This is a genomic window from Paenibacillus marchantiophytorum, from assembly GCF_014640555.1.
Taxonomy (GTDB): Bacteria; Bacillota; Bacilli; order Paenibacillales; family NBRC-103111; genus Paenibacillus_E; species Paenibacillus_E marchantiophytorum.
In genome coordinates this window covers 17,006-40,514 of record NZ_BMHE01000059.1, presented here as the reverse complement: position 1 = coordinate 40,514, position 23,509 = coordinate 17,006, and the positions used below count along the sequence as shown (strand labels likewise).

Here is a 23,509-nt window from a genome sequence, read left to right as displayed (position 1 = left end):
ATAGGTTCGAGGTGGAAGTGCGGCAACGTATGCAGCTGACGAATACTAATCGGTCGAGGGCTTAACCAATAAACCTAAGAAATCCTAACTTTACGCACGTTTCGTATCTAGTTTTCAAGGCGCAAATCACGTTTTGACTGTTTGGTGATGATGGCGGAGGGGACCCACGCGTTCCCATCTCGAACACGACCGTTAAGCCCTCCAGCGTCGATGGTACTTGAACCGCAGGGTTCTGGGAGAGTAGAACGTTGCCAAGCAGTATCCCTTTTGGGGTATTTTACAGCAAGAGATTGTAGGGCATCTAACTATGACGCGGGGTGGAGCAGCCCGGTAGCTCGTCGGGCTCATAACCCGAAGGCCGCAGGTTCAAATCCTGCCCCCGCAACCAATGATGCGAGTCATTAGCTCAGTTGGTAGAGCACCTGACTTTTAATCAGGGTGTCGTAGGTTCGAATCCTACATGACTCACCATTTGCCTTATTTACAGCATGCGCGTATGGCGGAATTGGCAGACGCACTAGACTTAGGATCTAGCGGGCGACCGTGGGGGTTCAAGTCCCTCTACGCGCATCAATCATCCCCAAGGAGTGTTACACGCCTTGGGGATCCCTATGCGGAAGTGGCTCAGCGGTAGAGCATCGCCTTGCCAAGGCGAGGGTCGCGGGTTCGATCCCCGTCTTCCGCTCCATTAAGTAAGCGCCCTTAGCTCAGCTGGATAGAGTATTTGACTACGAATCAAAAGGTCGGGAGTTCGAATCTCTCAGGGCGCGCCATTTTTATTTATATGAATAGTTTACATACTTTCGGGACGTAGCTCAGCTTGGTAGAGCACCTGCTTTGGGAGCAGGGGGTCGCATGTTCAAATCGTGTCGTCCCGATACAGAATTAGCATAGTCAGTCAGCGCGTAAGCTGATCTGTTTATGCTTTTTTTAATATACAAATATCTATCATTTTAGCAATATGATTAATTCCAAAATTAATGTATAGTAGTGTTATATGTTCCTCATAAATAGTAGTTGGTACGATTGACATAACTAGATGGTGGCAGCAAGGAATACCCGCTGAGAACCCATTCTTATGACCTTCTGCATGGATGTGTTCTTTGCATAATGGGTGGGGTTCACGTCTGTCTTTCTAATTACTGGGGTGCGCAGCTTGGTTGTGAAAGCTGCGTTGTTCAAGGAGAAGGAGAAGACGGTAGGGGTGTAAATTATTCCATGTGACACATGCTCTTGTTGTTTCCAAAAGTGGCACCTGCTTAATTAGGCAGGTGTCTTTTTTAAAAGAAACTTCCAAGTGTAAACAAATGTAACCAATTCTAAACAGTTTTGCAGGGTAATATCTTTTTTTGTCGAATTATACTAAAAGAATTAAATCGGATCTACATAATTAATGAAATTGAACCTATAGGCTCAAACAAAAAGATACTACTATAAAAGTTTAAATAAATGGGCGGTGGTAAAATTGGAACAACTGAATCATGAACCTGACTATATCGTTGAGTCTAAGAGAAAATGTATTGCAGCAGGAATGGACCCTAATGAAATTAGAAAGCCAAAACGTTCAATGTCAGAAAAACAGTTGTTGGCAAAGAGAAATACATATAACGAAATTCTATCCGTTATTGATTTCTTTTCAAAAAAAATTCTAGATTCATTAAGTGGAACGCCTGTACTCATCGTAATCTCGGACGAAAACGGATATTTGATTCATATGGTTGGAGACGAAACCATCCGGATAACCATTAATCAACTTGGCATACGTGTAGGTGCACAATTTACGCAAGAGGATATGGGTACTAATGTTGTGAGTTTATCGTTGCAACAAACGCATCCGATCCAGCTTGTGGGCTCCAATCATTATCACACGATTCTTCATGGTACAGCTTGTTACGGGGTTGCTTTCCATTATACGGATGTAAATAATTTGCTTGGAAGCATATGCATCATGACAGCTACGGAATTACATAATCCATTTTTCCTGACCATGCTGACAACGGTAGTAGACTCGATCGAGAGAGAGCTTCTTCTTAGAAAGCAGAATCGAAAGTTAGATATGTTGAACCAGATTATGGTCAATAAAAATAGAAACGGTATCATTATCACGAATGCGGATGGGGTCATCAATTCGGTGAATGATTTTGTTATCGGGAAATTCGGGATTCAGAGAGAGATTAGCATTCTGGAAAGAAGCGCAGAAAATCCTGGATGCTTAATCAGCAGTCATATGAAGAAAGTGATTAACAACAAAAAGAGTTTCGACAACGTGCAGATGATGTTGAAAACGGTCGATAATCAAAAGGTGGTCTGCTTGTTTGATGCACAGCCTATCTACGATGAAACGAATAATTTTATCGGCTCGTACTCGCAGCTAAGAGATATAACGGAGCGTTATCTCAATGAAGAAAAACATAACTATTTGGCCTATCACGATGAATTGACTTCGCTTCCGAATCGCAGATCACTGAAAGAAACCTTGAACTCCTATATCTCCTCCTCGTTATCTACGGGTAAAAATATAGATTTGGCACTTATGTTTCTAGATTTGGATCACTTTAAAACCATTAATGATGCTTTTGGTCATTCCAATGGGGATGTATTGCTGAAACAGGTATCCAGCCGGTTAACAGAATGTTTAGGTGATTATGGCAAAGTATTTAGAATGGGCGGAGATGAATTTATTTTCTTGTTCAGTGACATTACTGGGCAGAAGGAAGTCATCAATAAAGGCAAACAGATCATTGATTTATTTGATACTCCATTCACGATTAACTCTTCGAAATTTCATGTCACGGCAAGTATTGGTATCGCCATTTATCCGAATGATGGGACGGATGCCGAAACGTTCATGGTGTATGCAGACAATGCCATGTACAAATCCAAATCAAAGGGGAGAAATAATTATACACTGTTTGATTCCAATATGAAGACCTATTCGAAAGAAAAAGATAAGTTATCTTTGGAAGTTCTTTTAAGAAGGGCGTTGGAAAAAAAAGAATTCATGGTGTATTATCAGCCGCAAGTTGATCTAATGAAGAAGAAAGTGATTGGTGTGGAAGCGCTGCTAAGATGGAATAGTCCTGAATATGGCATCGTGTCACCAGAGAACTTTATTCCGATTCTAGAAGAAAACGGGCTGATTTCTCAAGTTGGCGAGTGGGTTTTAAGCGAAGTGTGCAATCAAAGCAAGAGATGGGTCGAGAAAGGATTCCCACGCATTCGAATGGCAGTGAATCTCTCTTCCCAACAGTTTTTGAAGGACAATTTGGTAGAAATCATCAACAATACGCTTATTGAATTTGGCATGGATCCTAATTATTTGGAGTTAGAGATTACGGAAACCATGACGATGGATGTGGAGCGTGCGATCAATGTTTTGGGCCAGTTGAATGCCTTGGGCGTGAGGATCAGCATTGATGATTTTGGAACGGGTTACAGTTCGTTAAACTATTTGAAAAAGTTCTCTATCCATACGTTGAAGATCGATAAATCGTTCGTACGAGATATCATGTTGGATAAGAATGATTCAAACATTGTCAGTACCATTATTTCGATGGCGCACAATTTGAATTTGGATGTTGTAGCTGAGGGTGTTGAAACGAAAGATCAACTTGATTTTTTACAGATGAGAAAATGCGATGTAGTTCAAGGATATTATTTTAGTAAGCCTCTTTCTGCCGATGATTTTGAAAAGTCATTTTACAAAATTAATGAGGGGATCGAAATCAATTTCACAAATGAAATGGATGGTTTGTAAATGAAAAAAATTTCCGAGATAATAGCAGTCCATTTGAAAAAGTGGGAAATCAACCACGTATTCGGCATTCCTGGCAAAGCTGTCACCGCACTCATCCTAGACTTACACAACCATGATATCGAATTCGTGCTTGCGAAACATGAATCCGGAGCTGGCTTCGAGGCGGCTGGATATGCATTAATGAAGAATCAATTGGCGGTAGCGATTGGAACATCCGGCCCCGGTGGAACGAATCTCTTAACTTCAGCCGGTCAAGCCAAAGCTTCTCACCTTCCCGTTTTATTCATCACAGGGCACCCTTCCATTAAAGATTCTGGCAGGGCCTTAGGGCAGGACTCCACCATGTTCGGAACGGATGTCGTCAAAATGTTTGAACCTGTAACCAAGTTCAGCGCCCGGATAGAACGAGCGGATACGTTCAAGGCTTATTTTGAGCATGCGATCGAGAAGGCTTACTCAGGTGTTAAGGGTCCAGTGCATCTGTCGATTGCAGCAGACGTTTTGGCGGAAAGCATCGAAGAATTTCACATGGATCTACCGGAAGTGATTCACCCTGTTGCCTCGAATTTAGAGCAATGTAAAGAGTTAATCAATCGTTCTGAGAAGAAAGTCATCTTCGTGGGCAAAGGGGTACATGCAAGCAGAGCTTATCGCGAAGTGAAGATGTTAGCCGAGATTTTCGATATTCCCGTTATGACGACGCCTGGCGGCAAGGGAGCTTTTGAAAGCAAACATCACTTGTCCTTGGGTGCTTTCGGGCTGGGCGGCACGCAGGAAGCAAGTGCTTATGTGGAGAGCGGTCTGGATTTAATGATTGTCATTGGGACTAAGCTTTCCGATATGTCTGTAGCTGGCCTAAACCCTTCCGTATATCCCAAAAAAATAATTCATTTTGATTATGATCAAACATTTATAGGTAAAACCATTCAGGTCGAAACGCTGCCGATTCTGGGTGACATCAAAACCAATCTTCTTGCACTTTTTGATAAACTAGATTATAAAGAAATCATTAAAAAGCCTTTTGATATGGACAAGTATAAAGGCATTGAATCTTACATAGAGAGTAAGTCTCCCATAAGAGCGGCGGAAGCAGCTAAGGTTATGAGCGCAACATTCGATGAAGACACGGTCATTTTTGGCGATGATGGCAGTCATACGTTTTATGCGATCCAGAATTATGAAGTGAAGAGACCCGGAACCTTCTATTTTGATGATGTGTTCGGAACCATGGGCCATGCGATTGGGTATGCAATTGGCGCCAAACTGGCAAAGCCGGATGCCAAAATTGTCTGCTTAACCGGCGATGGATGCACGTTTATGCATGGTTCGGAGATTTCAACAGCTGTTAATTATGGAGCTAATGTTATTTTTGTGGTGTTCAATAATGGGAAAATCGATATGGTAGATAACGGGATGACACTGCACTTAGGGAAAGCTATCGGCACCGTATATAGAACGATGCTAGACGCTCAAAAGTATGCGGAATCCATGGGGGCGCTCGCCTTCAAGTGTACAACTGCACAAGAGTTGGAAGACGCCATTCGTCAAGCGCAAACAGCCAATACAACCGTTGTCATTGAAGTTATTGTTGATCCTTTAGAACTTCCACCAACGGCAAAGAGGGGATAGCGATGAGTAGAAATCCGGAAAGCTATAATAAAGGCATTGAAGTTTTGAATGACATGGTTGGCGAACCAGGTTTAAAAGCGATCGGGGCTTTTGAAAAATTTTACCCAGATTTCGCTGATTTTCTTGTTTCTTTTGGCTTTGGAGAAATTTATTCTCGCGAAGCGCTGGATTACAAGCAAAGAGAACTCATTACGTTAACGGCGTTAATTACCCAGGGAGCTTTTGAGCAAATGCCTTTTCACTTGAATGCTGCCCTGAATGTCGGACTAACACCCAAAGAGATTGTAGAGCTAGTTATTCATAGCGCTGCCTATGTGGGTTTCCCCAAAGCATGCAGTGCCATGACGCAGGTCATGACCGTTTTCGAGCAGCGGGGCATCAAAGATATTTAACGCGGGATTTGGTATTGCCTTTTGATCAAGCGCCGACTTCAATAGCCTGAAAGAAGCAAACGCGTCTTTTCCCAATGGGAGAAGGCGCGTTTTTTGGTGATGCGTCGCTAACCTTGCAAATCCTGCGAATATCTATAAGTGATATAAGGGGGAAGGTTGGATGAAGCAGTCATTTTGGAAAAGAAAACGATTCTGGCAATGGAGTGGTGGAATCGTTATTGTCGGGTGCCTAGGCCTATTCGTGGCTTGTTATGTGTATATTCGCGGGCTCGATGTATCACTTATTAATCAACCGCTTCCGGAGGCAACGCTCGTGCTGGATAAGGACGGTCAAGCGGCAGCACAGCTATCGAGTTCGAAGATTGAGCCTGTACCGATTTCACAAATGCCCAAAGTGTTGACCGATGCGATTGTAGCCGTGGAAGACCGAAGATTTTATTCGCATTCGGGGATTGATATGAAGTCCATTGTACGTGCGATTGCCCGCGATGTAGTGAAGGGCGGCTATTCCGAGGGGGCCAGTACGATTACACAGCAGCTTGCCCGCAATTTATTTCTAAGTGCAGACAAAACGCTTGGTCGTAAACTGAAAGAAGCGGCTTATGCGATCAAAATAGATAGGACATTCGGGAAAGATGAGATTTTGGGAATGTATCTTAATCGTATTTATTTTGGAGAAGGGAGCTGGGGTGTGCAGGGGGCCTCGAGGACGTATTTTAACAAAAATGTGCAAGAGCTAAGCTTGCCGGAGGCTGCAGTACTAGCAGCACTACCTAAGGCTCCTAGCAGATACTCCCCGTTTCAGGATGAGAATCAGGCACTCGAGCGGCGAAATACAGTGCTGATGCTGATGCGCGATGAAGATGTGATTTCAATTGAAGCTTACGAGAAAGCGAAGGCAGCTCCGCTAGGCGTCATGAAATCAGATAATGGGAATGATCTGAAGGGGCGCTATCCAGCTTATGTGGATGAAGTTATTCGCGAGGCTGTGCAGACATATGGCTTCACAGAGGAGCAACTGCTCACAGGAGGACTGCGCATTACAACCGAGCTGGATCCCGTCGTTCAGAACGCAGTTGCGGAAGTATATCAGAACGAAAGTCTGTTCCCGGCAAGTCAGCCGGATCAACGTATTCAAAGCGGTGCGGTCATCCTTTATCAGCAAACAGGAGGCATTCGCGCTTTGGCGGGAGGTCGTGGGGAAGAGGTATTTCGTGGTTTTAGTCATGCAACTCAGCTAAAGAGGCAACCAGGATCTGCTTTTAAACCTATTGCTGTCTATGGTCCGGCTTTAGAGAATGGCTACAATCCTAATTCTGCCTTATTCGACGGCCCCCTCAACATTGAAGGTTATCAACCACAGGATTGGGATCATCAAACACGTGGGCAAGTGACGATGCAGGAGGCGATCATTTCGTCCTGGAATGTGCCGGCTGTATGGCTCCTTCATGAGATAGGCATTGATCGTGGACTGCAATTCGCCAAAGCACTGGGGATTCCGCTGCCCAAAGAGGATAGACAACTTGGTATCGCGCTAGGAGGGTTATCCACAGGGGTATCGCCGCTTCAGATGGCGCAAGCCTTCAGTGCGTTCGCGAATAAAGGGATGCTGCATCAAGCACATACCATTACGAAGATTGAAACGAAGAGCGGTCACGTTTTAGTTGCGCGCAGTTCTAAGGCGGTCTCTGTGATGCAGGCTGGTACAGCAAATGCGATGACCTCGATGCTGCAGGCAGCTGTGGTCCAGGGAACAGGCAAGAATGCAGCGATGAACCGCCCTGTAGCGGGGAAATCCGGTACTACGCAGCTGCCACAGACGAAGGAGTTCGAAGGGGTGGGCAGCGGCAGTGCGAAGGATGCCTGGTTCGTTGGGTACACACCAGAGCTTACAGCTGCCGTATGGGTTGGCTATGATCGTACGGACAAGACGCATTATCTAACGACCTCAGGCGGTGCAGTACCAGCGGTAATGTTTCGTGAGATGATGGAGCGAGCATTGGCGGGAGCGCCGATTGTTCCGTTTGATGTACCACGTATAAGCGGTGAGTCTCTGGACGTGAAGGATGAGCAGGTGGAGGCAGAAAAACCCGTGAAGGAAGAGAAGAAGCCGCCTGGTCACGGGCATGAGAAGGGGAAGAAGAAATGAGGAAGAGGCAGGACCGGAAGGTAATAATACCTGAAGGGCCTGCCTTTTTGTGGAAGGAGTGAAAACTTGAAGGCCTGCCTATTGCGAAAGGTGTGAAAACCTGAAGGACCTGCCTGTTTGTGGAAGGAGTGAAAACCTGAAGTCCTGCCTGTATGTGGAAGGAGCTTTAGCGATCTGAATTGCGCTGAACATCGCCACGTGGGTTAACGTTTTTTTTGTGGGTTTCTTCCTTGTCCTTATCTTTATCTTTGTTCTTATCCTTGCGATCATCATATTTCTTGGCAGCAGGCGCTTGGTCCGGCTTCCATTGGGTTTTCATTTGGATAGTCAGTTTGCTCGCATCCAAACCATAATGCTGAGCCAGCTGCGCAGCGAGAGTCTGTTTAGCGTCAGATGATTTGAGATCGATAGAGGCGAGCAGCTCGCGGATCCAGGCTGCTGCTTGATCTCCACTTAGATGAATCGTTCCGGCATCTTCTGGTTTAATGTTTAGATCATACAAGCTGCCATGAGGTCCTTGGGATTGGCGGATATGAAGCTTAAAGTGCTTGCCATCCACGGACACATCCATACCTTCCAGATTAGGATAAACTTCATGATTCCGCTCAGGTTGTGCAGGCGCCACAGGTTTAGCAGCTGCCCCTTGCGGTGTTGGTTCTGGCGTTCCCGCAGGAAGCGGTGTAGGCGACGGTGCGGCTGTAGGTTGTGCTGTTGGTGAAGCCGTAGAATTCGCTGTTCCTGACGCTGCTGCATCAGGTTTGGCTGCATTGGCAGAAGTCGCTTTGATATAGGCTGCTTGCTGCTTGCTGTTCAGGATGAGCTCGATCTGATCGCCTGCCACTAAATCAGTAAGTTGAGCCTTGTGCTCATTTCGGTAAACCCAGACCGATTTGGCCAGTGGGACGGTTTGCTCTACAGTATCTGTGGATAACTTGATGGTAGCTGAATCGACAGAAGTGAACGTCCCCTTTGTGGACGTAGATGTGATTTGGGTTGGCGAAGTTGCCGCATAGGCGGTCCATCCGTAAAGCATAACAGCTGCCAGGGTGACGGATATGAGAATGATGGATACTCGTTTGCGCATAAGAAACACCTCCGCTTACAGGTTTCGACTCTTGATCCCGATTTGGGGCGGTACCACGCCTAAGAGCTGGCAGCGGAGGAAAAGAAGAAAGGGCTGTCTCTCAAGGTAATAAACCTGGAGAACAGCCCTATCTCTTTCTTAGATAGTATAAATTTTGGGGTGGATTTAAGGGGGACTCCCTTTTTAGTTGACGTCCACCGCAGGCCTCTTTGCTTTGGAGGTTTTCGGTCTTGAGTGGCATCTAATGAACTGTAGGATGCTTATAGACGAGAAAATGGCTACTTTGGAGATTTAATGAACTGGATTGGCGTTACCCGGCACTTTATTGGCCGAATGGGTATCAATTTCTTCAAATAGCGCCTCTGGAATTCATTAGATTTTCAGAATGAGCGATTTTGGCCGAATAAAGGGTATTGAGTTCGTAAGGAAAATTGTGAAGGTGCATGGACTTGATGACCTAGCCGCAGGCTGGGTTATTCTTGTATTCCGATAAATAAGAGCCGCTAAGAGCTCTTATGCGCGCAAGAAGCAGCTCTTTTTCAGCAATTAAAGTCTCTGGAGGCTCGTATCTTTAGTCATTGCTGTTCTGCAGCCGCTGCATGAATTCTTCAGCTGCGCTGTAGCCTTGCTGGCGCAAATACCAGTTGTTGGCGGCGGCTTCAACGAGCCCGGCAACATCGCGCCCAGGCTGCAGCTGAATCTCGATATGGGGGATTTTGATATCCATATACTCCGTGAACTTAGGTTCTAGCTCCAGATCGTTGTTGAGCGCATGCTCTTGCCATTTGGTCAATTCGATGTCTAGCACGATCCTCGTCTCGTCTTGAAAAGCTTTCCGGCCATACAGTCTCGAAACGTTGACGAGGCCGATGCTGCGCAGCGCCAGGAATTCCTTGGTCTTCCCGTTATGGGTGCCGAGGAGCGTCTCTGGGCTGATTTTCTTGAGTACGACGATATCATCCGCAACGAGACGATGCCCCCGGTGAATCAGCGTATGAGCGGTTTCGCTTTTGCCCACGCCCGATTTGCCGCGCAGCAGAATGCCGATGCCGGATACGTTGACGCAGACGCCGTGAACCGCGATTTCTTGGGCCAAGGATTTGCTCAAATACAAATCAACCAAATCTTGAAACTTGCTCGTAGGAGCAGCTGTGCGGAGCAGAGGGATGTGTTCTTCTTCGCAATATTTGGTTAAATATTTCAAGCCCTCTTGGTTTCTGGTGACAACGAAACAAGGCGGGTGATATTTGACAATATTACCGATATGAAGATTTCGTTCATTTTCACTAAGTTTATGCAAATAGGTGATTTCTTTCCGGCCTAAAAGCTGAACATGGGCTTGGGGGAAGTATTCGAAGTATCCCACAAACTCGAGTCCGGGGCGATGTGCCTTCGTTTTGGTAATCGGACGGTGCAGTTCCGAATGTCCGGCAAGTACCTCGAGCGAAAAGCGCTCAACCAAATCTTTGACTGTAACGGGCTTCACAATTGCTCCTCCTTAGATTGTACGATATCTATATTATTCGCGCTGGAGTAGCTGAATTCCTTCCCTGTAAGCGCTTGAAAGATGAGCGCTGCAAGCTTTTGACATTGCATCTGTAAGCATTCTTGTTATGATAAAGAGAAAAGCTTGCAAGGGGGATTTCAAAGATGGATGCTGTTTATAAAAATTGTCAAAGCTGCGGGATGCCTTTGGCCCGTGATGAACAGGGCGGGGGAACTGAGAAATCAGGAGCCAAGAGTAAAGTCTATTGCAGTCACTGCTATGAGAACGGGGAGTTCACGCTGCCTGATCTTACGGCTGAGCAAATGAAGGAACGGGTGAAACAGAAGCTTGTCGAGTTCGGGTTCCCAAGGATTCTGACGGGGCTCTTTACGAGAAATATTCCGAAATTAAAAAGATGGTCATCGGGCAAGTAGGGCATATCAGCAAGTAGGGCACACCAGCAAGTAGGCCACATCAGCAAGAAGGCATGCCAGCAATTCGCACACCGATGTGCTCGAGAAAAAAAGCGCTCCCTGCAGCGAGCGCAAGGAGCGTTAGGGTGGGTAGGCCTATCCTCTGTTTATGTAAAAGCAGCTTACCTGTTGAAGCCGCATTTTTTGGCAAGTGTTGGCCATGTAGAAAGAAACATGTTTTCCCACCTGTCTTCAGGTAGTACCATAATCCATTTTGCGATTTGATCCAATCCCATTTCACATAAAGTTTGAACAACTTCATGTCTTTCGCAGCCAGTTTTTAATGCTAACATCTCAAAACCACCTCAGTCGAATGTATTCAAACAATTATCTATATGCCTGTGGATGAAAAGATGTGCATGATTTTTCAGAAAACGGAAAAATCAGCCTGGCGCCATACATTGGCGATAGCATCACTTCACTTGATTGCGAATGCCGGGATCAATCGTTCGAAGCAGTTGGTCGAGCTCCTGATCGGAGATATCCTCATTGCCATAGCGAATCTTGTTATAAACAGACGTGACCGCTTGGATGGTTTGGTCAGGCAGCCGATCGATGCTGCGAAGATCAAGCTCTGTCTCATTAGGCGTGAGAGCTTTCTTGTACGAATATCCACTTTTGGCTGCCTGCCGCATCACGATGCGATAGAGCAGGCGGATGCGCTCTTGGTTATTGGGCAACTGGGCCCACTTGGCAGCGGATTTGTTCTGCGCTCTGCGATTCATCGCTTGCTGCCTCCACAGGCGGGGCAGCTCTTGCCAAGTGAGAAGGTTCTCTTTCTCATCGGTGAAGCCCTCGACATCCGCGCCTTGCTGCTGGCTAAGCGAGCGGTTCATTAAGCGCCGCAGCAGTGAGGCTGCAAGCGGTGCAAGCTTGGAGACGATCAGGTAGAGAACGAACAGGATAAAGGCAAGGACAAGCAGATAACCGACAATGACCTGCACGTAGTGCATCAGGATGCTCAGCCAACTCGGATCGCCGGCAGGTTCAGCCGGTGGAAGAACAGGAGGCGGAGCAGATGGACTAGGTTCCGGCGGGTTTTCCGGAGCATCCGATCGAAACAGCTCGAGCATCCAGAGGATGGCTCCTCGGAGAAAGGCCAGTATAGCGTGCTGAATTTGCCTAAAGTAAGCGACGGCGACAATCAGAACAATGAAGGTGATTAACCAGATACGGCTGGAACGTTTGACGGTAGTCGAGAGGGAGGATGCCGCCGCACGCTCGGAGCTCGCCAACGTTGCGTTTAGAAGCTGAGCGCGATTCGTCGTGAAGAAAAATAGGATTAACGAACAGAATCCGAAGCCGTTCAGCCCGACCATATAGGGCTGGAAACTGACGATGCGCCCCATAATCGGCACACCCGCCAAATAAATCATCCCTGCGACAACAAAGGTCGCCACCGGGAAGATAGCCTCCCACCCTTCCTTAGCGCTGCGCAGCCCACGATAAGCGACGATAGTGCCGATCACCGCGAACAACCAGCTGTGCCAGTCGGTCCCTTGGATCAGGAAGGACATGATACAGCCTACGAGGACACTAGAAGCTATTTCATAAATTAGGCGATTAACCCAGCGTACACGTCCAAGAAAACTTCCAAGAACAAAGCTCAGCCAGAATTGCAAACAGGATGTCCATAAAGGAGTCACAGAGCCATAGAGATGAATCAGCACAACAAGCGGATAGAAGAGTATCAGCTCAAATCCACCGAACAAGAACGCAGAGCCGAGGTTTCTAAGCCATAGAGACTGATCAGCTCCCTGAGGTGGCGTTGGAATGGGGGTAGTCATCGGCTGCATTCGCCTCCTGTTCAGTTTGAGGTAGCAGATGATGCTGCAAGGGCACGAGAAAGACCGAGTGACCTAGCGCTTCCAACCGCTCTATGCTTTCTTCCATATCAGGTGAAACGAACGCGGTCAACAGGATAATATCCATGGCAGTTCCTACTTGTTCAACTTCCAGATCGAGAAAGTTGCTGCACGAGCGAGTGCAGGAGACGGCCAGCTTCGCCATCGTTTCGAAAAGGTACTCCAAGTGAGCAGTCCCGCCCTCAGGAGTCATATAAATGGGCACGCCCGGTTGCCCAACCAATGAGCCATTATAGCCGAAACCAACGGGGACTCCTTGGCTGACGGCATATTCGGCGAGCGTAGCGGCATAGGACAAGCCTTTCTCCACGAGCTCCGGATCACTCACCGCGTCCCACATGGTCTCGGTGACTTGTGTATTCACGATGATCAGCAAGCGAGGATCTGCGGTGAATTCACGGTTGTATACCTGTAGTCTTTGGCTGCGAGCAGTGGCTTTCCAGTGAATGCTGTTCATTGTATCTCCGAAACGATAGTCACGCACACCCGAAACAAGAAACGGGTCTGGCATGATCCATCGTTTGACTGTAACATCTCCCTGCCAGCGGCTGGAGACGAGGGGAATGTCCTCTCGGCTCACGAGGCGCGGATAGACGAGCAGTTCCAGCTCGAAGCGATGCGTTCGTGTCGCCGCCGCCATCCCCACGAAATCGCCGATGGATGCAGCCACGGTTTCGAGCTTATACCAGCCTCGTTTGGCCGCCTTCACCCGGTGGCGACGGACAATTCGCGTGTAAGGCATGAGGCTGAATAAACTGCGATGATTCTGGAAAATGGTCCCACTGCTCACTTCCAGATTGCTTTGCTTCGCAAAATGCAGTCCCGCGTGGATCGTTGATTCTAAGCGCAGCCAGGGGAGAGGAATGAGCTTGCGATTGACGATCGTTTCGATCATCTCGATGTCATCTCCCACATGGCAATGGGTTTTGTTGAAGGCTCGTGCAATGCGCAGCCCGCGAAATCCGAGGCGGGCCATGAACATATGCTGGAGAACGTACAGAGCGACAGCGATGACGAGAATCCAGCTTATTCCCATCGGCTACCCCAGCTTCACTTCCGTAGGAACGGGGGTAACGGCAAGAATGCTGGACAGCAGCGTATGCACCTGCAGGTCCTGTTGGCGCGAGCGTGTGCGCAGCATGATGCGATGCGCCCACACGGGCTTCGCCAACGCCTTGATGTCGTCAGGCAGCACGTAGTCGCGGTCGCGCAGCGCCGCGTACACCTGCGCCGACTTCATCAAGGCGCGTACGCCGCGCGGGCTGACGCCAAGCGCGCTGTCGGCATGCGAGCGCGTCGCCTCCGCGAGCTGCACGATGTAGTGCAGCAGCTCGTCGCTGACGCGCACCTGCGTGAAGAGATGCTGGGCTTCGAGCAGCTCGGCGCGCCTGACGACCGGCAGAAGCTGATCCAGCGGATCCTGCTGCCGGTATCGCTGCAGGATCAAGAACTGCTCGGCGGCGGTTGGATAGCCGAGAGAGAGCTTCATCAGGAAGCGGTCAAGCTGCGCTTCCGGCAGCGGGAACGTCCCCTGATTCTCGACGGGGTTCTGCGTCGCAATGACGAGGAACGGCGCCTCGAGTTTGCGGGTTTCCCCGTCGATGCTCACTTGGCGTTCCTCCATGCTTTCGAGCAGGCTGGACTGCGTGCGCGGGGTCGCGCGGTTAATCTCATCGGCGAGCACGATGTGAGCGAACAGCGGTCCAGGGCGGAATTCGAAGTCGCCCAGCTTCTGGTTGAAGAAATTGATGCCGCTTACATCGGACGGCAGCAGATCAGGCGTGAACTGAATGCGCTTCATGGTGCCGTCCAGGGAGCGGGCGAGCGCTTTGGCGAGCTGCGTTTTGCCAGTGCCGGGAACATCCTCCAAAAGGACATGACCCGAGGCGATAAGGGCGATGACCATCAGTTCGACGGTATCGTCTTTACCGACAATGACTTTGCTAACATTGTCTTGTATAAGGGAAGCGATGCGTTTGATTGGCGTTAAATCCAAAGTCGTTACCTCCTAGGCATGGGGAAGAATCAGTTTTATTTAGATAGGAATGAAGGGCATAGTTATCTTCTTGATTTTAACAGAGATCAGGTGAATTTTACCATTATTTCCTCAATCGCGTATTAGCTAGTTGTGTAATCGAGAGGCAGTTAGTACAATGATGGTGAAAAAAGACACTTAAAAGGAAAAAATTTGAATAAAATCAGAGCTTCATGGGAGGTCGATTATGTATAAGCTGTTAGTAGTGGATGACGAAGAGGATGTGCGCGAAGGCGTTGTGCGTGAAATCAACTGGGAAGCGATTGGCTTGGAAGTGATAGAGAAAGCAGAGAATGGGAGAGAAGCGCTGGAAATGGTAGAGCGTTTGCAGCCGGACGTGGTTGTGACAGACATTCAGATGCCGTTCATGAACGGGCTTCAACTTGCTGAGGCTATTCGCGAGCGTTTTCCCACGATTAAGCTCATTATCTTGACGGGGCACGATGAGTTCGAATATGCCCAAAGGGCGATTAAGCTGCACATTGATGAATATGTGCTCAAGCCTTTTTCGGCGCAGGAGTTGGTTAATGCTTTATTGAAAGTGAAAGCGCAAATTCAGGAGGAAGTAGCTCATCGGGAAGACGTTCAGCTCCTGAAGGAGCATTACCGCAAAAGCATGCCAGTGCTGAAAGAAAATTTCTTAGCGACGTTAATGAACCGTAAACTTCCGCGGGATGAAGTCTATGAGAAAGCAGCGAACTATGGGATTGATCTGAGTGGCCAAGGATTTATCGCAGCCGTTCTCAGCATTGACGGGGTGCTTATTCAGGAAGATGATCTGGAGAATCGCAGCGAGTTGGCGAAATCAGTTTCTCTCAAGTATTCCGAGGATCAGGCGTTGAAATATTTTGCCCTGCTGAATATTACAGAGGAAATTGCCGAGAAGCGGGGGCTTGGCCTTGTTTTTATGCATAACGATGAGGTCGTTGTTCTAGCATTGAGAGAAAGCAGGGATAGAGCAACTGCGCTGCAGGAAACAATGAAGGTGCTGGAAGAAGTCCGGCAGAGCGTGGAGAAATATTTGAAATTTACGCTGACGGTAGGAATTGGCACGGTGATGAATGAAATCACCAACATCAGCTATTCGTATGAAGATGCGGTCCTTGCGCTGGATTACCGACTTATTCTGGGCAATAACCGAATGATCTGCATCGATGATGTAGAGAAACGAACAGTGGATAAGATTCGCTTCGATGATGTGAAAGAACACGCTTTGACCCGCTGTATTAAGGTGGGGACGGCCGCGGAGATTCGGGAAACGATGGACGAGCTCTTTCAAGGCATTGAGGGTGGTGTTTCCGTTAAGGATTATCAAATCTATCTGCTCGAAATTCTGACCTGCATCCTGAAAGCAGCGAAGGACTCCAACTTGAATGTTGACGAGGTATTCGGCGATAACTTCGTTCCTTTTACAGAGATTAATAAATTCACCTCGCTCGAGGAAGCGAAGATGTGGTTGGTCGATTTGTGTGCGAAAATGATGACGCATATTGCGACGGATCGCCAGTATACGTATAAGAACTTGGTCGAAATGGCCAAAGACTATACGAAGAGCAACTACCATGAAGGGGATATTACGATTAATAAAGTGTGTGGTCACCTGCATATCAGCGCGGGCTATTTCAGCAGTATTTTCAAAAAAGAGACCAAAATGACGTTCGTGAACTATCTCAATCATATTCGGATGGAAGCCGCTAAGGAGCTGTTGCGGACGACTGATATGAAGGCTTTGGAGATTGCTGAGAAGGTGGGCTATGCCGATGCGAATTATTTCAGCTTCTCATTCCGCAAAAATGTGGGGGTTTCGCCCAAAGAATATCGCAATAACAGCTCGAATGCAGAGTAATACAGGGGCTCTAGAATGGGGGTGACAGCTTGAGGCGGAAAGTGAAAGAGCTTTTCCAAACCTTGTATGATGTGCTGATGGATACGCTGAGAGTGAAGAGCATTCAATTTACGATTACGATGTCGTTTATTTTGATTACGGTGGTCGTCATGCTGGTCGTTTCCCTCGTGTTGTACAATAAATTCTCCACAACAGCGGAAGAAAATGCATTCCTGAGTACACAGCAAGTCATCGAACAGGTGCAGCTCAACCTGGAAAATTATATTAAAGGCATGGCGGATACGTTCGAAGTGGTCGATGCCAAGATTGCCAAGAGCCGCGGTATTCCGACGGATAAATTGCTTGAGCAGTTGGAGACGATCGCCAGCACAAGGGAGGATATCGTCTCGATCAATCTATTTACGGCTGATGGTGGACTTGTGACGGGCATTCACACAACAGAAATGCGCAAGAATACGCGGCTGCTCGAGCAGTCGTGGTTTCGTTCTGCGCTTGATAATCCCAACCATCTGACATTCTCCCTGCCGCATATCCAGAACTTGTTCAAGGACCCCTACAAATGGGTGGTTTCGATGAGCAAAGGGGTTTCCATTATGCAAAATGGGAAATGGGAGGATGCGGTCTTGCTCGTAGACATTAATTTCAAGACGTTGGATGATGTGTTTCGCACTGTGTCTTTGGGCAAGAAGGGATACGTGTACATTATCGATGACTCCGCGGGAAACATTGTGTACCATCCGCAGCAGCAGCTCATTTATATTGGCTTGAAATATGAAAATGTCGAACAAGCGCTTAAATTCTCTTATGGCAAATATATGGACGTCAGCGAAGGCGAGCCCCGGCTTAATGTGGTCAGAACCGTCAATAACATCGGGTGGAAAATTATTGGGGTCTCTTATCTCGATGAAATGATGACGACCCGCAAGGAAGTCAGTACATTCATGATTTGGCTGCTGGTTATTGTGCTTATCTTTATTTTACTGATCTCTTCTTTCATGTCCGCTCGGATTTCCAAGCCGATCAAGCGGTTGAAGAAGTCGATGGAAATGGTGGAGAAGGGACACTTCGATACATATATTCATGTTCGCGGAGCCGATGAAGTGGAGCAGCTTTCACGCAGATTCAACCTGATGGTTTCACGGGTTCGAGAACTGATGGATCAAAGCATCCATGAGCAGGAGACGAAACGAAAAAATGAGCTGGAGGTTCTGCAATCGCAGATTAATCCGCATTTTTTATACAATACACTCAATTCGGTCGTGCGGATGGTGGGCAATGGCAAGAATGAGGAGGTTGTGACGACGATTACTTCGTTGTCCAAATTCTTTCGGATATCCCTCAGCAAAGGGAAGAACATCATTACGATCGGGGAAGAGATTGAGCATATCCGCAATTATTTGATCATCCAGAAGATGCGCTATAAGGATAAGTTTGATTACGACATTAAGGTGGATAACGAGATTCTGGAGTACCAGACCCTGAAGTTGATTTTGCAGCCATTTGTGGAAAATGCGTTGTATCACGGGATCGAATATATGGTGGATAAAGGTCATATTCACATAACGGCGAGCAGGCAGGAGGAGCGCATCCTATTTCAAATTCGCGATAACGGGGTCGGCATGTCGGAAGAAACGCTGAAGAATATTCTCTCCGGTCAGGTGAAAAGCGATAAAGGCTCCGGTGTCGGGCTGCGCAATGTGCATGAGCGAATTCAGCTTTATTTTGGATCCGATTACGGAGTTACGGTCGAAAGTGAGCTGGAGGAAGGGACGCTGGTGAAGATCTGGATTCCTGCCGAGAAGGTGCAGCCGTGATGCAGCAGGCTCGACGATTAGACCTTATGTTGAATAGGAAGGAGATACGATGGTTAAAACAATGAAACTAGGACCCCTGCTTTTTGCCATCCTGATTGCTGTCGTCTCCGTATCCTCCTGCTCCAGACAAGACGAGATGACGCCAGCCGAGCAAAAGAGGCACTTGGAAGTCGTGCTTAGAAGCCAAAACGGCGATTATTGGAAGACAGTGAAGATGGGGGCCGAAGTGGCGGCGAAGGAATTCGATGTCGCCCTGGATTTCCGCGCACCAGGTGATGAGGCGGATGTGAAGGGTCAGATTGCTTTGATGGAGCAATCCATTAGCAGCAGACCGGACGCGATTGTTCTCGCGGCTAACGATTACAGAGAATTGTCTCAGGTTGTGGAAGATGCGAACGCTTTCGGCATACCGGTTATAACGATTGATTCCGAAGTGGAGTCACGCAAAGCGAAGAGCTTTATTGGCGCTAATAATTATGAGGCGGGACAGTTGGCCGGCAAACAGCTCATTAAACTCGCTGGAACGAGCGGGCAGATTGCGATTGTCAGCTTTAAGCAAGGAGAGCGCAATACGGAGCTTCGTGAACAGGGTCTTTTGGACGAGATCGCCCAATATCCGGACGTTCGTGTCATTGATAAAGTGTATAGTCTGACAGACCGGGAGCTTGCCGCCCAGATGACGCAGAACATCGTCGCCAAATATCCGGATTTGGACGGAATTGTTGCCTTGAATGAAATATCTTCGATTGGCGTGGCGGATGCAGTCCAACAATTGAATTTGCAGGACAAGATCAAGATTATTACTTTCGACAGCACATCGGAAGAATTGGAGCTGCTGCAAGAAGGCGTCATCCAAGCGACGATTATTCAGAATCCGTTCAGCATCGGGTATTTGGGCGTGAAGAATGCGGTCGAAGCTGCCAAGGGGAAGAAGGTCCCAAGCCGCGTGGATACAGGCATTCGAGCGATTGACCTGACGAATATGTTCTGGTCGGACAATCAGAAGCTGTTATTTCCGTTTATAAAGTGATGAGAATTTCGATAGAACATGTGAGGATATTGCATTTGTTTTGAACACGCGAAAGTTTATAGTTAGAAATGTAAACAAACCAAACAAACAACCTTTTAGGGAGGGTCTTACTTTGAAAAAACTTCTTACTCTAGCAGTGGCAGGCGCGCTGGTTGCAACCGTCGTAGGCTGCGGTAATAAAACAGAAACAGCAACACCAGCTCCGGCAGCTTCTACAGGTGCAGCAGCGACAGCAACGCCTAAAGCAGCTGACACAGGTAAAAAACCAAATATCGGTGTAGCGATCTATAAATTTGATGATACTTTCATGTCCGGTGTTCGCGCAGCGATCGCGGATGCGGCGAAAGACAAAGCAACGGTCGATATCGTTGACAGTCAAAACTCTCAACCAACGCAAAATGATAAAGTTGACCTTTTCATCACGAAAAAAGTAAACGCTCTAGCGATCAACGCAGTTGACCGTACGGCAGCAGGCGTTATCATCGATAAAGCCAAAGCAGCGAACGTGCCAGTCGTCTTCTTGAACCGTGAGCCTTTGGCTGATGACATGAAGAAATGGGATAAAGTTTACTACGTAGGAGCAAAAGCGGAACAATCCGGTACAATGGAAGGCCAATTGTTGGTTGATTACTTCAAAGCTCATCCGGAAGCGGACAAAAATAAAGACGGTAAAATCCAATACGTCATGCTTAAAGGCGAGCCAGGACATCAAGATGCTGAGCTTCGTACGAAATTCTCCATCCAAGCGATCACAGATGCTGGTCTGGGTGTAGAAAAAGTAGCAGAAGATACAGCGATGTGGGACCGCGTTAAAGGTCAAGAGAAAATGGCGGCGTTCTTAGCTTCCAGCGAAAGCAAAATCGAAGCTGTTCTTGCGAACAACGATGATATGGCGCTTGGCGCGATCGAAGCTTTGAAAGCAAAAGGTTATTTCAAAGACAATAAATTCCTGCCCGTTGTTGGTGTAGATGCTACAGCTCCTGCGCTGCAAGCACTTAGCGATGGCACGTTGCTCGGAACAGTTCTGAACGATGCGAAGAACCAAGGCGCAGCAACGACGAACGTAGCAACGGCTCTGGCTAACGGCAAAACGCCTAGCAAAGAAACAACTGGCTATGATGTAACTGACGGTAAGTATGTATGGATTTCCTACAAAAAGATTACAAAAGAGAACATGAGCGAAGCGAAGTAATCCAGAGTGAAGCGGGCAAGAGCAGCAGCGTCAAGCTCTTGCCTTCCTTATTTGGGAATCCGTGCAAAGGCTAAGAGACTAAAGCTTCGAAGAAAGGCTTCACTTTGTGGGGATTATCGTGAGCTGGTAGGGGGAGTTACCATGACTGCAGACTATTTACTGGAAATGAATCAAATATCCAAAGAGTTCCCTGGCGTTAAGGCGCTGGATAACGTCACCCTCCAAGTTCGCCCAGGCAGCGTACATGCACTGATGGGAGAGAACGGGGCTGGGAAATCAACGTTAATGAAATGCTTGTTCGGTATTTATAAACCGGATGGCGGAGAAATCAAGCTGAATGGCGAAATCGTTTCCATTCATAATTCCAAGATTGCTTTATCAAGCGGCATTTCCATGATTCATCAAGAGCTTCACCCGGTTCCTCATCGCAATGTGATGGAGAACATTTGGTTAGGACGTTTTCCGCTTAAAGGGATCGGACCTTTGAAATTAGTGGATCACAAGAAGATGCGTAAAGATACAGAGAACCTGTTCAATCAACTCCAAATGGATATTAAGCCGGATACGCTAGTGGGAACGTTATCGGTTTCCAAAGTGCAATCCATTGAAATTGCCAAGGCCGTTTCTTTTAATTCGAAAGTCATTGTTATGGATGAGCCGACATCGTCGTTGACAGGCAATGAAGTTGAGCAGTTGTTTCGCATCATTCGCGACCTGAGAAGTCGTGGCGTTTCGATCATCTATATTTCACATAAAATGGAAGAAATTCTTGAGATTTCGGATGAAGTTACAATTATGCGTGACGGAACGAAGATTGGGACCTGGCCATCCGCCGATTTAACAACAGATATGATCATCTCCAAGATGGTTGGACGTGATCTGAAAGAGCGTTTTCCTGAGCGTCACAATGTGCCTAACGGTGTATTAATGAAGGTTGACGGATTGACGTCTGTCATTCCCAAATCGTTTAAGAATGTCTCCTTTGATCTTCGCAAAGGTGAAATCCTCGGCGTGGGTGGACTTGTCGGGGCGCAACGTACAGAACTGATTGAAGCTTTGTTCGGGATGAGAGGCATAGCTTCCGGCAGCATTGCGATGAACGGAAAGCCGGTTAAGCTCAAATCACCGATTGATGCCATTAAACATAAAATCGCGCTGCTCACAGAAGAGCGTCGTGTGACCGGGATTTTCCCCGTATTATCGGTACTGGAAAACACGGTTATCGCCAATTTGGGCAGATACATGAATCCCTTAGGCTTCATTAATGAAGCTAAACGGAAAGTCGAAGTCGAGCGAAGCATCGAAATGCTTAGGGTGAAGACGCCTAATATGCATGCTTTGATCAAAAATTTGTCCGGTGGTAACCAACAAAAAGTGCTGCTCGCGAGATGGCTTCTTACGGAGCCCGATGTGCTTTTGCTCGATGAACCAACACGGGGGATCGACGTAGGGGCTAAATTTGAGATTTACTCCATCATTGCTGATCTTGCCAAGCAGGGAAAAAGTATTATCATGATCTCTTCTGAAATGCCTGAACTTCTCGGGATGTCAGACCGAATCATGGTCATGTGCGAAGGACGCCTTACGGGGATTGTAGATGGAAACAAAGCAACAGAAGAAGAGATCATGCGCCTTGCTGCACAGCACATGGCATAATGGAGGGGGCCAAGAAACCATGAGTACCAAGACAGAAACTATAAAATCCAGAGACATCAGTGGGTTCGTGACCAAATACGCAATCTACATCGTGCTTGTCGTGCTGGTTGTCGGAATTGCGATTTATGATCCACGCTTTTTATCGGTGAATATTCTTAGAGATATTTTGCTGCAGTCGTCTACACGCGTTATTATCGCCTTGGGTGCTGCGTTTATCTTAATTACTGGAGGAACCGATTTATCGACCGGACGGATCGTTGGTCTGACTGCCGTTATCTCGGCTTCCATGCTGCAAACGCAGGAATATGGCCGGAGATTCTTCCCGGATCTGCCGCATCTGCCGCTTCTGGTTCCAATTATCCTGGCGATTATCGCAGGTTTGTTGGTAGGTCTCATCAATGGGATTATAGTCGCTAAATTGAGGGTTCCACCATTCATTGCAACACTAGGAACGATGGTAGCTGTATACGGTATCAACTCCCTATACTTCGATATGAAGCCGAATCAGTCCCAGCCTATCGGCGGTTTGAGACCTGACTTCAGTAAACTAGGAACGGGTTCAATTGGATCTGATGCCACGTATTCATTACCTTACATTGTTATTATTGCTATCGTAGTATCGATTATTGTCTGGATTGTTTTCAACAAAACGAAGCTCGGTAAATACATGTACGCCATTGGCGGCAACATTCACGCAGCAGTCGTTTCGGGGATTAACGTAAACCGTTACCTTATCTATATTTACTCCATTGCAGGTGCTTTGTACGGATTAGCCGGGGTGCTTGAAGCAGCCAGAACCGGCGGTGCTACGAACAACTATGGGAATATGTACGAGCTTGATGCCATTGCCGCTTGTGTAGTCGGCGGTGTATCAACTTCGGGTGGTATTGGGACGGTGCCGGGCGTTCTTGCCGGGGTATTGATTTTCAGCGTTATCAACTACGGTTTGACGTTTATTGGGATCAGCCCTTACTGGCAGCTAATTATTAAAGGTGTAATCATCGTCGCTGCGGTAGCGTTTGATATGCGCAAATATATGAACTCGAAGTAAGCTGGCAAGTTGAATATCGAGGTGAAACAGGCTGTCGCAACTAATGGACA

17 protein-coding genes, 6 tRNA genes and 1 rRNA gene are annotated in these 23,509 nt (G+C 47.4%); 18 read left to right on the top strand and 6 right to left on the bottom strand.

Features of this window, described 5'->3' with window-relative positions:
• Positions 1 to 140 precede the first annotated feature (140 nt).
• The 11 genes from rrf to IEY34_RS31775 all read left to right on the top strand — a co-directional run bounded on the left by rrf (position 141) and on the right by IEY34_RS31775 (position 7,927).
• Positions 141 to 257: ribosomal RNA gene (rrf, locus tag IEY34_RS31825) — 5S ribosomal RNA — on the top strand.
• A gap of 54 nt (positions 258 to 311) precedes the next feature.
• Positions 312 to 388 (top strand) — tRNA-Met (locus IEY34_RS31820).
• Between the two features lie 7 nt (positions 389 to 395).
• Positions 396 to 471: transfer RNA gene (locus IEY34_RS31815), tRNA-Lys, on the top strand.
• Positions 472 to 490: 19 nt separating this feature from the next.
• Positions 491 to 570: transfer RNA gene (locus IEY34_RS31810), tRNA-Leu, on the top strand.
• Positions 571 to 613: 43 nt separating this feature from the next.
• Positions 614 to 688, top strand: a tRNA-Gly gene (locus IEY34_RS31805).
• Between the two features lie 8 nt (positions 689 to 696).
• Positions 697 to 773: transfer RNA gene (locus tag IEY34_RS31800), tRNA-Arg, on the top strand.
• Positions 774 to 804: 31 nt separating this feature from the next.
• A tRNA-Pro gene (locus IEY34_RS31795) sits at positions 805 to 878 on the top strand.
• Positions 879 to 1,567: 689 nt separating this feature from the next.
• Positions 1,568 to 3,757, top strand: a complete 2,190-nt coding sequence (locus tag IEY34_RS31790; protein ID WP_229757935.1) for a GGDEF and EAL domain-containing protein — start codon at positions 1,568 to 1,570, stop codon at positions 3,755 to 3,757.
• Positions 3,758 to 5,386, top strand: coding sequence for a thiamine pyrophosphate-binding protein (locus IEY34_RS31785; protein WP_189019634.1), 1,629 nt, complete (start codon positions 3,758 to 3,760; stop codon positions 5,384 to 5,386).
• Positions 5,387 to 5,388: 2 nt separating this feature from the next.
• Entirely contained in the window at positions 5,389 to 5,778 is a 390-nt protein-coding gene (locus IEY34_RS31780; protein WP_189019633.1) for a carboxymuconolactone decarboxylase family protein, read from the top strand.
• 160 nt (positions 5,779 to 5,938) lie between these two features.
• Positions 5,939 to 7,927: a transglycosylase domain-containing protein gene (locus IEY34_RS31775; RefSeq protein ID WP_189019631.1), complete on the top strand. Its 1,989-nt coding sequence runs from the start codon at positions 5,939 to 5,941 to the stop codon at positions 7,925 to 7,927.
• A gap of 166 nt (positions 7,928 to 8,093) precedes the next feature.
• Here the strand turns inward: IEY34_RS31775 and IEY34_RS31770 are convergent, their stop codons facing one another.
• Both IEY34_RS31770 and hprK read right to left on the bottom strand, forming a co-directional pair.
• Positions 8,094 to 9,011: a hypothetical protein gene (locus IEY34_RS31770; RefSeq protein ID WP_189019629.1), complete on the bottom strand. Its 918-nt coding sequence runs from the start codon at positions 9,009 to 9,011 to the stop codon at positions 8,094 to 8,096.
• Between the two features lie 571 nt (positions 9,012 to 9,582).
• Complete coding sequence (gene hprK / locus IEY34_RS31765) at positions 9,583 to 10,497, bottom strand: HPr(Ser) kinase/phosphatase (protein ID WP_189019627.1); 915 nt, start codon at positions 10,495 to 10,497, stop codon at positions 9,583 to 9,585.
• Positions 10,498 to 10,661: 164 nt separating this feature from the next.
• On the opposite strand from hprK, the gene IEY34_RS31760 reads away from it, so the two are divergent.
• Entirely contained in the window at positions 10,662 to 10,931 is a 270-nt protein-coding gene (locus tag IEY34_RS31760; RefSeq protein WP_189019625.1) for a zinc ribbon domain-containing protein, read from the top strand.
• A 161-nt stretch (positions 10,932 to 11,092) separates the two neighbouring features.
• On the opposite strand, the gene IEY34_RS31755 is transcribed toward IEY34_RS31760, so the two are convergent.
• From IEY34_RS31755 to IEY34_RS31740, 4 genes are all read right to left on the bottom strand, one after another.
• Complete coding sequence (locus tag IEY34_RS31755) at positions 11,093 to 11,263, bottom strand: hypothetical protein (protein ID WP_189019623.1); 171 nt, start codon at positions 11,261 to 11,263, stop codon at positions 11,093 to 11,095.
• 120 nt (positions 11,264 to 11,383) lie between these two features.
• Complete coding sequence (locus IEY34_RS31750; RefSeq protein ID WP_189019621.1) at positions 11,384 to 12,757, bottom strand: DUF4129 domain-containing protein; 1,374 nt, start codon at positions 12,755 to 12,757, stop codon at positions 11,384 to 11,386.
• On the bottom strand, positions 12,720 to 13,871 hold the full coding sequence (locus IEY34_RS31745) for a DUF58 domain-containing protein (RefSeq protein ID WP_189019619.1): 1,152 nt from the start codon (positions 13,869 to 13,871) through the stop codon (positions 12,720 to 12,722). The genes IEY34_RS31750 and IEY34_RS31745 overlap by 38 nt, the downstream gene beginning before the upstream one ends.
• Before the next feature lie 3 nt (positions 13,872 to 13,874).
• Positions 13,875 to 14,831, bottom strand: coding sequence for an AAA family ATPase (locus IEY34_RS31740; RefSeq protein ID WP_189019617.1), 957 nt, complete (start codon positions 14,829 to 14,831; stop codon positions 13,875 to 13,877).
• Positions 14,832 to 15,057: 226 nt separating this feature from the next.
• On the opposite strand from IEY34_RS31740, the gene IEY34_RS31735 reads away from it, so the two are divergent.
• The 6 genes from IEY34_RS31735 (at position 15,058) to mglC (ending at position 23,459) form a co-directional block, all read left to right on the top strand.
• Complete coding sequence (locus tag IEY34_RS31735) at positions 15,058 to 16,716, top strand: response regulator (protein WP_189019615.1); 1,659 nt, start codon at positions 15,058 to 15,060, stop codon at positions 16,714 to 16,716.
• A gap of 77 nt (positions 16,717 to 16,793) precedes the next feature.
• Positions 16,794 to 18,530 (top strand): cache domain-containing sensor histidine kinase, encoded by a 1,737-nt coding sequence (locus IEY34_RS31730; RefSeq protein WP_189019641.1) that lies wholly within the window; start codon positions 16,794 to 16,796, stop codon positions 18,528 to 18,530.
• 49 nt (positions 18,531 to 18,579) lie between these two features.
• A complete protein-coding gene (locus IEY34_RS31725) occupies positions 18,580 to 19,560 on the top strand; it encodes a substrate-binding domain-containing protein (RefSeq protein ID WP_229757934.1) in 981 nt (326 codons plus the stop codon).
• A gap of 112 nt (positions 19,561 to 19,672) precedes the next feature.
• Positions 19,673 to 20,752, top strand: coding sequence for a galactose ABC transporter substrate-binding protein (locus tag IEY34_RS31720; RefSeq protein ID WP_189019613.1), 1,080 nt, complete (start codon positions 19,673 to 19,675; stop codon positions 20,750 to 20,752).
• Positions 20,753 to 20,893: 141 nt separating this feature from the next.
• Positions 20,894 to 22,408 carry a sugar ABC transporter ATP-binding protein gene (locus IEY34_RS31715; RefSeq protein WP_189019611.1) on the top strand — a complete coding sequence of 505 codons (1,515 nt, stop codon included), beginning with the start codon at positions 20,894 to 20,896 and terminating at the stop codon, positions 22,406 to 22,408.
• A gap of 19 nt (positions 22,409 to 22,427) precedes the next feature.
• Positions 22,428 to 23,459: a galactose/methyl galactoside ABC transporter permease MglC gene (gene mglC / locus IEY34_RS31710; RefSeq protein WP_189019609.1), complete on the top strand. Its 1,032-nt coding sequence runs from the start codon at positions 22,428 to 22,430 to the stop codon at positions 23,457 to 23,459.
• Positions 23,460 to 23,509 lie beyond the last annotated feature (50 nt).